The organism is Chryseobacterium luquanense, from assembly GCF_026460945.1.
GTDB classification, from domain to species: Bacteria; Bacteroidota; Bacteroidia; order Flavobacteriales; family Weeksellaceae; genus Chryseobacterium; species Chryseobacterium luquanense.
Window position 1 is genome coordinate 558,124 of the sequence record NZ_JAOVZV010000001.1, and the last position, 14,379, is coordinate 572,502.

Below are 14,379 nucleotides of genomic sequence, written 5' to 3' on the forward strand. Positions count from 1 at the left end.
TCAATTGAAATAAAAAAGGAGTTTTGAAGTCCTTTCTACTTTAATAAATTGGTAATCTTTCCGACCAACCAATGGTCGTCACTTTTTATGGCAAGATCCATAATATTATTAATCTTTCCTGTCACAGAACTGAAATCTTCCATCAGTTTGATAAATTCTTTTGCTCCTTCAGAATCTTTATCTTCAATATTTTTAAGTTCTTCAAGGAAAGAAATTACCGGTTCTATTTCTCTCTTTCTTCTCTCTTTCGTTATTTGTTTAAACAGATACCACACATCTTTTTCTGCTACGAAATATTCTTTGCGGTCGCCTTTTACAAATTCTTTTTTTACAATTCCCCAGTCAATCAATGCCCTAAGATTCATGTTGGCATTCCCTCTGGAAACTTCCAGCAAATCCATCACCTCATCGGTTGATAAAGGTCTTCCTTCTGCTAAAAGTAAAGCGTGAACCTGCGCCATCGTCCGGTTGATTCCCCAATTGGTTGCAAAGGTCCCCCAAGTTTGGATGTATTTTTCTTTGGCTTCTGAAAGTTGCATTTTGGTTTTGTTTAAATTTCTATTACAAATATAATGATAGTTTTTGAATTTTCAATAATATTTGAAAGTTTATTTTTAAATAAAACAGAGAGCTAACTAAATGTCTGTTTTTAATCTATTAGTTTATTGATTTATATTTCTGAACGAGCTTGATAAACTCCGATCTGTAACCTTGATCATCTCTGCCAATTCCCTGTTTTGCCATACTTTCGATTTCGTTAAGTCCTTTTTTAGTAATCAGTTTCGAGTCTCTTAAAACCAATCCGAACCAAGCAACAGACGTTGCAAATTTAAAATCATGACTTGCTGTAGCCATTCTGTAATCTGAATTTTTAATGATCTGACTAATTTCCGTGCTCTTATTACTGTCCGGTTTTTTGTATCTGAATTTTACAGTCGCCATTTCTTCCCCGAAACCCGTAGAATTATTAGCTTTAGAATATTTCATTTTCGTTTCTTTCGGTACAAATTCAGAATTAACATCTGATGGAATGATTTCATACAAAGCTGTTACCGTGTGACCACTTCCCAATTCTCCGGCATCAATCTGATCATTTTCGAAATCTTCATTTCTCAGTTTTCGGTTTTCATAACCAATCAGACGGTAAGATTTGACGTATTTAGGATTAAACTCAATCTGAATTTTTACATCTTTGGCAATAGTGTAAATATTTCCCGCAAACTCTTTTCCCAAAAACTTATTGGCTTCCTGCAAATTATCGATATAGCCATAATTTCCGTTGCCTTTATCGGCCAGAGTTTCGAGTTTATTGTCTTTATAATTTCCCATTCCGTAACCAAGACACGTCAGATAAATTCCAGATTTCCTCTTTTCCTCAATCAAAGATTGGAGATTGGCTTCGGAAGATGTACCTACATTAAAATCTCCATCCGTTGCCAGAACTACTCTATTGTTTCCACCTTTTATGAAATTTTCTTTTGATAATTTATAAGCGAGTTCAATTCCTTCCCCTCCTGCAGTACTTCCGCCAGCTTCAAGTTTGTCAAAAGCCTCAAGAATTTTACCTTTTTCTGAAGCCGGTGTAGAAGGGAGAATAACACCTGCACTTCCTGCATAGGCAACAATTCCTACTTTATCTTTAGAACTCAATTGGTTCAAAAGTATTTTTAAAGACTCCTTCAGCAATGGTAATTTATTATCGTCACTCATCGACCCCGAAGTATCGATAAGAAAAATGATGTTAGAAGGTGGTAAGTTATTGATAGGAACATTTTTTCCCTGAAGTCCGATTTTCAATAATTTATGTTTTGGATTCCAAGGTGAATCGCTGTATTCCGTATTAATTGAAAACGGATGCTGAGTTTGTGGCTGCGGATAATCATATTTAAAATAATTGACCATTTCTTCGATTCTCACTGCATTTTTATCAACTTTTCCACCTTCATTAATCATTCTTCTGATGTTGGAATACGATGCATTATCTACATCAATAGAAAAAGTAGAAACAGGCTGACTTTTCGTAAGCTCAAAAGGATTTTCGACAAGAGATGCGTACTCTTCATCGTCATTATCTATTTCAGTATTTGTTAGCTGATTATCTTGACCAGTTTCATCAATTTTCATTTCTTTAGCCACCATCGGAGCTTCAGATATCATATCCATTGAAGAAATAACATCTTCTTTTTTCTTTTGACAACTAACAATGATTGTTAATGATAGAATTGTTATAATAATTTTATTCATACGATGTGATTTTATTGGTTCTAAATATAGAATTTTAGTCTAAACTTTAAGGTTCTATTACAGCTTTTACTTCTTCATTCCAAAACTTAACTTCCGGCATATAATAAAGATACACATTACTGGCTTTACCTGTATACTCTCCGGCAAATTCTACTTTTAAATCTAAATTAATTGTTTTCGTCTCATTCACATCAAAGTGTTCCCAGTACAAAACCAGATAGTTATCAAATATTTCGTAATAAGAAACCTGCTTTTTATCGATCATATCTTTCAGCAAAGCATTTTGTAAAGTAAGACCCGCAGGAATTCCTATTTTCGCAGTTGTCATTGGTAAATCTCCGTTGATTTTATTTTTTACCGTCACTGTCATTCTGTTAGTCTCTCCTACTTTTGAAATTTCAGACTTCAGTTTTGTTTCTAAAGTCACCGGAATATTTTCACTTTTCGGAGCTTCTAAAGTATAATATTGATAATCTAGTTTGTATGGTAAACCTCTGTCACATAAATACTCAACGTTTAATTCGTTTTCACCTTTCCTGAAAGCTGAAGAAATCATCATATTTTGTGATACTTTGGCATTATTAATTTTAATTTCCGGTTTATCAATTCCAAATAATTTTTCATTTTTAGCGAAGAAATCTGACAATGCTTCTAAAGCAACCGTTGTAGCTTGTGTAGAACCAAATCCGTAATATCCGTTATAATTAATCAATTCATCTGCAACTTTTGCAATTTCCAACTGATTAATTTTATCATTTTTTTGCAATGCCATCATATACAACGAAAGCGTTTCTGCATTGGCAGAAATTCCACCTGAACCTGTAAATGTTGTCTTGGTTTTTACATTCTCATTCTTGTATTGATCATTCAAAATCGAAATTAAGTTATTGTAATCCTCATATTTTCCAAGATTAGAAGAAGCATTCGCCATTAAAGCCAACTGATAAGAATCCCTCGTTGCGATTGCTCTTTTCAAGCTGGTTTCGTAAGTATCCTGAATTTCATTTTTAAAACCAAGCTTCGATAAAGCATAGAGAACATACATATTTCTAGACCAGTAATATTCAGAATAAGCCGATTGAGATTCATAACTTCTTCTCACTTCAAAAAGCCCGTTAGAATTTTTCTTTGACAGGATAAATGAGGAAAGATTCTGAACCAATTTTGCATCAACATTTATATATTTCTTTAAATCTCTGAATTGAAGCAGAGCAAAAGCGGACAAAGCAACATCAGACTCATTTCCGTTGAAATACGAGAATCCGCCATCTTTGTTTTTATATGAAAGCATTTTTTCAAATCCTTTTTTCATGTTTTTTAAAACAGTAAATTCCGTTCCCGAATTGATTTTGTTAGTCGTTTTTAAATAATTCAAAATAAAAACGTTCGGATAAACCGTAGAGGAAAGCTGCTCGAAACAACCGTAAGGTTCACGCTTTAATTTCTCAATATCCTCAAACATTTGTAACGCTGAGTTTTCATAAACATAATAAGATGCTTCAAAACTCCCGTTTACATATTCAGGAAGATTGATCTTTGTATTTTCCGGTTTGTTATTTACAATCGAGAAATGATGAGGAAAGCCTTTTTCCTCAACTTTTAAAGGTAAAATCATTGTTTCCCTGAATTCATATGATTTAACGGTAAACTGAATGTTAGAATTGATTAATTTATCAGTCTGCATCGTAACAAATAATCTTCCCGATTCTAAAGGTTTTAAGGTAATTAAACTATCCGCTTTCATCAATTTTATATGGTTCGGAACAATGACATTCAGCGTTAAAGTTTTCGTTTCCGCTGAATTATTTTTAATCACCACTGGAATCATCATTTGATCTGTACGTGTTAAATATTGCGGAATTTTAGCATCGATTGAAATCAGACTTTGTGCAGCATATGTAGTTTCATCTCTACCAATCAAGCCATTTGCAGAGATTCCTTCAGTCATAATTCTGAACGATGAATTGGCATCCGACTGATAGAATTCTACCTGAGCTTTTCCGTTCTTGTCGGTTTCTACAATGGGATTCCAATATAAAGTTTCTCGGTAATCATGACGATATGAAGTGTTGGTCGTTTTATAAACTGGATAGGAAAATTTTCTGTAGCCATCATAACGATAAAATTCACCGTAAATCGTCAAACTGTCTCCGGGAATATTTTTTACGGCAAAATAAGTTTCGGGAGTGATGTCGAATTTTATGTTTGAGTTCTTTCGTTTATTTGTATCAATAATAATAACACCATTTGCGCCCCTATTACCATACATTGAAGTTGCTTCAGCATCTTTAAGAACTGTCATGCTATTAACATCATTAGGATTTATTGAGCGGAATGCATTACTATTTGTTGGAAAACCATCAATAATATAAAGCGGTTCAACATGAACACTAGTTGTACTAAATCCTCTAATCACAACAGTAGGTTTTGAACCAGGCTGTCCAGTACCTGTAGCTATGTTAACACCTGCAAGTTGTCCTTGTGCGATTGTCATTAGCGGGGCATTAGGTCTTCTATCAAAATCTTTAATTGTAGAGAAAACAGCTTCTTTGGTCATAGATTTAAGACCTACAACCACAACTTCTTCAATACTCTTTTCAACCTTACTAGAATCTGATTTTCTTATTGATGGTAAAGTTTTTAACAAACTCTCAATTTCCTGAGAAATTGACGGCTTCTTATCTTTTACCTCTGCATCTTTTATAATTTCATCAACATTAATATTTTCTAAAGATTGCTTTATCAAAGGATTAATATTCAGTTGATAAGAAAGCATCCTTATATTTACTTTTTGTTTTTTTTCTAAAGATTTTGCAATCACGTCATATTGATATTCTCCATCTAAATCTGAAAAATAAAACAATCCATTTTCTGAGGTCACTTGCTTTTTTATTTTTGAATAATTTTCGACCAGATACACTTCTGCTTTTACCGGTTTTTTGTTTTCATCCTCTACGATACCATAAATTGGGTTGATTTTTTCCGGAAGATATTTGTAGTTTCCGGATTTTTCAACATCCACATTCATTTCAAAATATCGGTAACCGTTGGTCAGCATGACTAAGTCTAAACTTTTCGTTGCTTTCACTTCTTTTTTATCAAAATAAAACTGAGGTCTTTCTATTTTCCCTCTCAACTCAGAATCCAATAAAAGCCATGAAAGGATGTGGTTTTGTTTATCATCGGCATACGTCCATAATTTATCATCAACGACACTCATGGAAAGGTTTGCAGGAATAGGTTGATTGTTTTCATCGGTGGTTTCTACATTCACAATTACTTTTTCTCTTGGCAAATAATTTTTCTTAATTGGAGTAATTTTTACCTTTAGCTGCTTATTTTCATTTACAAATACAATTCTTTCTGCCAGAGGAATATTATTTTCTGTGACTGTAAATCTGCAAATTCCGATGGGAAACTCTTTCTCTGAAATCTCAATTTGATTTAAACCTCGTTTCAAGCGCATCATCTTAGAATAAACCTCTTTTCCACGGAAGTTTCCTAAGATTCCCACGTTCTTTTCTGAGGTCGAAATAATACTCAGAATGATTTTTTGATTTTCTTTTTTAGCATTTAAAACAATTCCTACATCTGTAGCAACAGGAAGTTGGTAGATTTTACTGATGTTTTGAGGTTTCAAAACCTTCGCATAATAGGTTTCACCTTTTTTCGGAGTAAAAAGAAAACTTCCCATGCCGAAATTATAGGCTGAAACTTCTGTCAATTTCTGATGATTATTATTGTAAATTTCCAAAACTGCATCAACCGGTTTTTCAAATTCGTCCAAAACTTTAAAAGCAACATTTTGTTCGATTCCGTTAATGAAAGTTCCGCCTTCAGGCATGAATTTTAAATCTAAATTATTAAGAACAATCGGAATATTTCTAGAAATAGACTCTGTAAAACCATCGTAATTGACTTTGATACTCAATAAAGCATCCGCAGATTTCAGCACTTCAGGAAGTTTAAATTTTATTAAATGTTTTCCTTCTTTATCGGTAATCAGCGAACCTTCGGAAATTTTTTCTCCCTCATGGGTTACTATAAAAAATGCTTCATAAAAAGGAATCGGAAGATTACTTAAACTTCTCATCGAGAAATCAGCCAGAACCTCATCTCCTGCTCCATAGCCTTTTTTAGGAAAATCAAGTTTCATTAAAATTCTTGGGGAAACTATTTTTTGGAGGGTAATTTCTTTCTCAAAAACATTTTTTCCTTTTTCATTTTGCATCCAGGCTGTAAAAGCTCTGATTTTATAAATTCCGCCTTTCATATCTTCTGAGAAACTGAAAGCTCCTTCTGCGTGACCATTTTTTATTGCATATTTGTTTTTCTTTACAATAGCTCCGCTTGGATCAACCAATTCTACATTCACAGTTCTGCTTTGATTGGCCGGAAGATTATTTTCTGCCTGAACAATAAATATTTTGAAAAACATTTCCTCTCCAGGTTTATAAAAAACATGGTTGGTCTGTATGTAAGTTTTCTCTTTTTTAAAATCACTAAATTTAGTCTGTCCATTAAAAAACAGGCATGAAAACAGAGTGAAAACAAAAGCTATATTGAATAAAAATCTGAAGTTCATTGTTTAAAATTTAAAAGAAACTGTGCAACCGTAAGTTTTAAAAGATGGCAGATTGAAAAAATCTAAACCTCGGCTGTTATCAAAATCGTAAAAATTCTGGTTAGAGTCTACCCCACTGTTTGCCTGCCAAAGGAAAATATTATTCACATAAAAGCTTACACCTAAAGCTCTTCTTAATTTTCCGATATCGAAATAAGCTGAAAGTGTAATATCATTAATTCTGATGTAATCTGCTTTTTCAACATAATTTTCCGCAACACCCAGAAAACCATATCTCGACCAACGATTTTCGGCAACTGATTGATTCGGATTGTAAAAATCTACCGGAGTTTGGTTGACATTTCCATTAGAATTGACACCCTCAAAAACATAATTTCTAATATTTCTTTCATCCGCTGAAGTTTGGGAACGACCGTAATAATCGAGAACAGCCTGAGTTCCGTTCCATAGCTGTCCGCCTTTTTTCCATTCCCAATTGATGTCTAAAGCAAACATTTTATAGGTAAGATTATGGGAAAATTTCATCACAAAATCCGGAGTGGGATCTGCAATCAATTTCATTCCAGAAGCTTTCACGAGATATCCATAATCATCGATAATCACCTTTCCTTCTGCATTTCTTTCAAAATAACTTCCCATTACTGCACCTAAAACCTGACCCTCTGATAATCTTTTATAAATATCATTAAAACCGGAAATTATCAGATTATTGTAACCTGAATTTACACGGTCAACAATATCTCTGTATTTAAAAAATGAAGCTCTACTGCTTAAAGAAAAATTTTGGTTGCTAATTATTCTATCGTAATTAAAATTTACTTCATATCCTTTATATGTGTGATCTGCAAGATTTTTTAAAACTAAATTCTGTCCTTCAAAAACCGGAAAAATGTCATCATAAATTCTTCGGTTGAAATATTCTGCACTTAAATCTATTTTTCGATTAAGCATTAATTTAAAACCTGTTTTCCATTCTTTAATAGTAATATTTGAAAGATTTTTAAATGTCTCTACTTCATTTAATGGAAAGTATTGATGAAAATTCTGGGCAGAAAACCGGGTTGTGGCATAAGAGGAATATGACTTTGCTATCTCCGGTTCTGCCGCCAACTGCGTGTAAGCTCCAAGAAGCTGAAGTTTGCTTCCGTAATTGTTAAATAAATTTTTGAAAGTGAAATATCCATTCGCTTTCGGAAGCCAATAAGCATTTTTTGATGAGGTATTTGAAGTGTAAAATGAATTTCCAACATTTACTCCAAATTCTATATCATCATAATCATCGTAATCCAAATTATAATTGAAAATATAATCCTGTGAAGTTCTCTGATAAATATAATTTCGGTTTGAACTGTGATTAATGCTTACTTTTCTGTCATTGAGAATATGATTTAAACTAAACTTATTTTTCAGATCATGATCTCTCGTTTCATAAGTCGTCAAAATATTGGAATTATAAAACTCGTTTTTTTGATCTCTTCTATTGTACAATCCATTGATAAAACCATTGGTTGAAGGCTTGTAAACATCAAGATGCATAATATCCTGATTATCATAAGACTGACTGATATTCAGTTTAAAATCATCCCAGTTTTTGCTTACATCAAAATTAAACTGGCGGATATTGTCAGTGTAATTATATTTATTTTTATTATCAAAAAGAAAATAAGGATTGTCTGCATACAAACTGTAACTTCTCTGCAAACCGTTACTCAGATAAGCATTCTGCTGATTGGAAAAAGAAACCGGAGTCAAAAGTGAATTTTGATACGCTCTGTTAAAAAGTCCTATTCTATTGGTATTGGTCGCTTTATTTTCTTCGTAATTAAATCCTGCATTGACATCAAACTTTAGAATTTTTGTACTGAATTTAGTCTTAAAAGAATTGACAATGTCATATTGATCCACGAAATACATCTGATCTTTTTGCTGACCAATAGTAAAAGAAAGTCGAATATCATCGTTGTAGCCGCCATTCTTGATAATTGCATTCAGATTCAGCTGATTGCTGTAGCCAACCGTTGTTTTAAAAAGATTATTGCTGTAAGCTTTTGCAGGAGAAATTGCATTAGATAAACCTACTAATTGTCCGTTGACATCATATTCATAAGTTTGCCCGTTGAAACCTAAAGATGAAATATCCGGACCAAAACTGAACATTTCATTAGTTTCAGGACCTTTCCAAACGAGCGAACCATTTTCTGATCTTCCTTGTACATAGCGACTCTGAGTTTGTGGAATTCTGTTTCTGTTTTTGATGTCTAATGAAGTGCTGAAACTTCCGTTAAAAACAAGATATTTTCTGGGCTGACTTTTAATTTTATATAAAGAATCTGATTTTAGTTTTAGTTTTCTTACCGCAGAAAAACTGCGATTTGAATTTTTCCTTAAAGAATCGTAAGAATTTTCTATACTGAATTGATCATTTATAGGTTTCTCAAGCAGGCTTTCATAATCGTTGGAATTAATATCTTTAACCGTTTCTTTAGAAATTTGTCTTTCTAAAAGATATTTTAACTCATAAACTCCCCGAACAACTTCAATATTTTTCCCGTTATTCCAAACTAAAGTGTCGTATTCTTTTGCAGCGATAATTGCATAACCTTTTTCATCAGTCAATTCATAGACTCCTGTGTTTTTGTTGAAAATTTTCAGAAAATTCTGAGGCTTTTTCTTTTCATTAAAAAACGTTCCCGAATAATAACGCTGAGAATCCTGCGCAAAGACAAACTGCACCGCAAATACAGGCAATAACAGATAAACTTTTTTCATCCTTTATAATATGTCTAAAAATAGAGAAAAAAAAGAAATCTCCGAAGAAATTTCTTTTTATGATTGCTATTTTTGTGTCGATTTGTAGGTTTCTACCAATCTTACAAATTCCGCTCTGTAACCTTCATCATCTTTTCCTCTTCCTTTTTTAGCTAAATTTTCTATTTCTTTCAAATCTTTATTTTTAATTAAATCTGAATTTCTCAAGACCAAACCAAACCAAGCTACAGAAGAAGCAAATTTGAAATCATCACTTGAGGATGAAAAAAATTGATTGGTATTTTTAACAACCTGAACTATTTCCGAACTTTGATCACCATCAGGTTTTTTATATCTAAACTTTACGGTTGCCAGTTCGTCATTAAAATTTTCATCATCTGTGTTTTTAGTATATTTTAAATCATTTTCTTTCGGTAAAAATTCAGATTTCACATCAGTTGGAATCACTTCATATAAAGCTGTAACCGTGTGACCGCTTCCCAATTCTCCCGCATCAATTCTATCGTTGTTGAAATCTTCATTCTTTAATTTTCTGTTTTCGTAACCAATCAAACGATACGATTTCACGTATTTAGCATTAAATTCAATCTGAATTTTCACATCTTTTGCAATTGCATACATATTTCCGGCAAATTCTTTTCCGAGAAACTTATTGGCTTCCTGCAGATTATCGATGTAGGCGTAATTTCCGTTGCCTTTATTCGCTAAAGTTTCCATGCGATTGTCTTTAAAATTACCCATTCCGAAACCTAAACACGTCAGAAAAACGCCAGATTTTCTTTTTTCTTCAATCAAGGTTTGAAGATCGCCTGTAGAAGATGCTCCAACGTTGAAATCTCCATCTGTTGCGATTATTACACGGTTATTACCATTTTTGATGAAGTTTTCCTGAGCCAATTTGTAAGCTAATTCAATTCCTTGTCCACCCGCTGTACTTCCACCTGCCTGAAGTCGATCCAAAGCTTCTATAATTTTGCTTTTTTCTTGTGCTGAAGTTGGTGATAATACCATTCCGGCACTTCCGGCGTAAACTACAATTCCTACTTTGTCGGTCGGTCTTAACTGATCCAGAAGAACTTTAAAAGAAGATTTTAATAAAGGTAATTTATTTGGCTCATCCATCGAACCTGAAACATCAATCAGAAAAACAAAGTTAGAATTCGGAAGTTTATCTGTCGGAACTTCTTTTCCTTGTAATCCTATTTTCAGTAATTTATGTTGTTTATTCCACGGAGAATCGTTGTATTCTGTATTAATAGAAAAAGGTTGGTTATTTTTCGGTTGAGGGTAATCATACTTAAAATAATTAATCATTTCCTCGATTCGAACGGCATTTTTATTCACGTATTCTCCATTATTAATCATTCTTCGGATGTTGGAATAGGCCGCTTTATCCACATCAATTGAAAATGTTGAAACTGATTGATTTTTCGTCAGCTCAAAAGGATTTTCAACAAAAGCATCATATTCTTCAGCATTTTGTTTTTGAATTTGTTTTGAAACATTAATACTATCCTGAACTTTTTGTAGTTTTTCAAATGCTTTTCTTTCTTTTCGGGAAAGTTTTTTGGTTTTAATGACAATAACTCCGTTTCCTCCTCTACTTCCATACATTGCTGTTGCGGAAGCGTCTTTCAGAATTTCAATACTCCTAATAGAGTTTGGATCAATCTTTTTAAATACATCTCCACTTTGAGGTACGCCATTAACAACATACAAAGGTTGATTACTTGCATTTAAACTGCTGATTCCTCTAATTGCAATTTGTTTAGAAGAACCCGGAATTCCAGGATTTGGCGCTATTTGCAAACCAGAAACGGTTCCGATTAAAGCTTGTGAAATATTATTGTTTTGTTTAAATTCATTTCTTACATTATTATAGTCTATCCGTCCAGAGCTAGGAGAACCAGATGATGAGTTTATTGCCAATCCATGTGCATTTCCTTGTAATGAATTTAAAAATCCTGAATTTGGACGATTCTCTAATTTTTGAGCATTTAAAGTAGTTGATGAAGATTTTTCTCTTATTTTATTTTTACTATATCCCAAAACAACAACGTCTTCAATATTCTTAACTTTATAACCGCTATCAACGGCAACATAAGGAACTACGCTGTTGATTTTTAGTGGTTTAATATCAATATTTTCGTTTTTCTTAATAATTAAATTTTCATTCAAATCAAAATCGGTTTTTAAATCATCGCTATGATTAATACTTTTTGCATCTTCATAAGCCAAAATTCGTTGATTCTGTATTTGTTGTATTCCATCAATTTCCTTCTCAATATTAGATTTTACTGTACTGTCAATTGCTTGAATGCTTGAATTTATTTTAGGCGAAACTCCATTCTGAGCAATTACTGATTTATTAATTTCAGAAACATCATTCTTATTAATAAAATAAAAAGCTCCCAAACCAATAATCAAACTCGCTGCTATTCCATATTTAAACCAGATGGGAACGATTTTCTTTTTATTTTCTTTTATATCTAATTTTTCTTCAACTTTCGCCCAAACTTTGTCAAACCCCGGAAAAGTCGCAGGTTCTTCCAAAGATTGAGAAGCCTCATTGAATTTTTTATCTATATCGTGATTGTTTTCCATTGTTGTAAAGTTTAAATGTTGTGATTAACCAGGAGTTCCTGAAGTTTCTTTCTCGCAAAATTCAGCTGGGATTTTGAAGTTCCTTCACTGATGGAAAGCATCGTTGCAATCTCTTTGTGAGGATACCCTTCAATCGCAAACAGATTAAAAATCGCTCTGCAACCTTCCGGAAGGAAATTCAGGAGTTTCAAAATATCTTTTTCGAAAGAGATACTGTCGGTTGGTGAACCCGTAGATTCTACAAAATCTTCATCCAAAGAAATTTCAAGTGCTTTCATGCTTCTCAATTTCTGCAAACACTCATTTACTGCAATTTTCTTTGCCCAGGCTTCGAAAATATCATGATTTTGCAGTTGATTAAGTTTTGTAAAGATTTTATAGAACGTATCGGCTAATACTTCCTCGATGTCTTCGTCATTTTTCAAATAACGTTTGCAGACTGAGTACAGTTTGCCCGCCATTTTCTCATAGACTTTCCGCTGTGCGTTGCGGTCGTTCCGTTGACATTCTATCAGTAATTCTTTTTCCATAGTCAGGCTTTATACTCTTATAGATGCAGGAAATTTCTCGCAGGTTGGAAACATTGTAAACTTTTTTTTAAAAATAATGAAATACTTTAAGTGGTTGATAGCTTTTGGTTGATAATTGGTAGATTTAAATTTAATTTTAAAAATCTAATCCTGAAATAAACTAGCAAAGTTGGTATAAAACTAAAAAACCCTACTACTCAAATTTCCAAAAAATCCTCCCACTCAATTTTAACCCTTTTTTAACATTAAATCTTGTAACATATGCTTAACATTGCAGACTATTTAGAGTATAATTTAAAGCTGATGAAATTTCATTCAATTAACTTTTGAAATTTAGAATTATCTTTAAAACAAATAGATTCGTTACTTATGAAAAACAAAAGATTTGCGTCATTACTTTTTGTTTTATGCGCAGGAAGTATGATGTTTGCTCAGGATGACCTGATCAACAAGTTGAAGAACAATCAGTCTCAAAATGCCAATTTCCAGTTTACTACTTTGAAGGATGTAGGTGCAACTTCGGTAAAAAACCAAGGTTCATCTGGAACTTGCTGGAGTTATTCGGGAAACTCTTTCCTTGAGTCTGAAATGCAGAGAATGGGTAAAAAACCAGTTGATTTGGCTGAAATCTTTACGGCAAGAAATTCTTATCATGATAAAGCAAAATTATATGTTTTAAACAGCGGAGCCATCAGTTGGGGAGATGGTGGAGAGCTTCATGACGTGGTGAATATGTACAAAAAATACGGTGCGGTTCCACAAGATGTTTATACAGGTTTGAAAGCAGGCCAGACTTTAAATAATTTTAAAGAAATGCAGGGAAAACTGAAGCCTGTTTTAGACAGTTTGGTTGAAGCTTCTTCGAAAGGAAAACTTTCAGACAACTGGATGGATTCTGTGGATGTTATTTTGGATGAATATTTAGGAAAAGTTCCCGCAAACTTTACGTATGAAGGAAAAAATTATACTCCGAAAACTTTTGCTAAAGAAGTAGTAGGTATAAATCCTGAAGATTATGTTGAAATTTCTTCATACAAAGATTATCCCTATTATCAGAAATTTGTAGTTCCTATTCCTGATAACTGGAGCCACGATTCTGACTGGAATGTTCCGATGAAAGACCTTACTGCAATTATTGATAATGCTGTAAACAAAGGATATTCTGTAGGTTGGGCAACCGATGTTTCTGAGCCTTATTTCTCTTATAAAAACGGAGTTGCTTATGTTCCTGATACAGATTTAGATCAAATCAACAAAAGCAACAGCGGAACTTTGTTCACAGAGCCGAAAAAAGATAAAGCCATTACGGAAGATATGCGTCAGAAAGCATTGAATAACCTTTCTACAACTGATGACCACGGAATGCACATCGTAGGATTGGCAAAAGATCAGTCTGGAAAAGAATATTATATGGTGAAAAATTCTTGGGGTGTAACCAACGATTTTGAAGGATATTTGTATGTGACAAGACCGTATGTTGAGTATAAATCGACTGCAATTTTAGTTCACAAAAATGCAATTCCGAAAAACATCAGAAAACAATTGAAACCAACGAAAAGTATTGGTTTGTAAAAAGAAATCATGATTGTCTAGGTGACAATTAGATATTTAAACTTGTTAATAGGCCGTCTGAATTTTATTCAGGCG

At 33.0% G+C, this 14,379-nt stretch carries 7 protein-coding genes; 1 reads left to right on the forward strand and 6 read right to left on the reverse strand.

Features of this window, described 5'->3' with window-relative positions; all coding sequences use genetic code 11:
• Nucleotides 1-35 precede the first annotated feature (35 nt).
• From OEA66_RS02625 to OEA66_RS02650, 6 genes are all read right to left on the reverse strand, one after another.
• Nucleotides 36-539, reverse strand: coding sequence for a GbsR/MarR family transcriptional regulator (locus OEA66_RS02625; protein WP_267279894.1), 504 nt, complete (start codon nt 537-539; stop codon nt 36-38).
• Nucleotides 540-657: 118 nt separating this feature from the next.
• A complete protein-coding gene (locus OEA66_RS02630; RefSeq protein ID WP_311136908.1) occupies nt 658-2,244 on the reverse strand; it encodes a vWA domain-containing protein in 1,587 nt (528 codons plus the stop codon).
• 46 nt (nt 2,245-2,290) lie between these two features.
• Nucleotides 2,291-6,829 carry a TonB-dependent receptor plug domain-containing protein gene (locus OEA66_RS02635; protein WP_267279895.1) on the reverse strand — a complete coding sequence of 1,513 codons (4,539 nt, stop codon included), beginning with the start codon at nt 6,827-6,829 and terminating at the stop codon, nt 2,291-2,293.
• 3 nt (nt 6,830-6,832) lie between these two features.
• On the reverse strand, nt 6,833-9,598 hold the full coding sequence (locus OEA66_RS02640) for a hypothetical protein (protein WP_267279896.1): 2,766 nt from the start codon (nt 9,596-9,598) through the stop codon (nt 6,833-6,835).
• Between the two features lie 66 nt (nt 9,599-9,664).
• Nucleotides 9,665-12,202: a vWA domain-containing protein gene (locus OEA66_RS02645; protein ID WP_267279897.1), complete on the reverse strand. Its 2,538-nt coding sequence runs from the start codon at nt 12,200-12,202 to the stop codon at nt 9,665-9,667.
• A gap of 11 nt (nt 12,203-12,213) precedes the next feature.
• The gene (locus OEA66_RS02650) at nt 12,214-12,732 is read right to left on the reverse strand and encodes an RNA polymerase sigma factor (RefSeq protein ID WP_267279898.1); all 519 of its coding nucleotides are present in this window, start codon (nt 12,730-12,732) and stop codon (nt 12,214-12,216) included.
• Between the two features lie 369 nt (nt 12,733-13,101).
• Here OEA66_RS02650 and OEA66_RS02655 point away from each other — a divergent pair, with 369 nt between their 5' ends.
• Entirely contained in the window at nt 13,102-14,304 is a 1,203-nt protein-coding gene (locus tag OEA66_RS02655) for a C1 family peptidase (protein ID WP_267279899.1), read from the forward strand.
• Nucleotides 14,305-14,379: the final 75 nt, after the last annotated feature.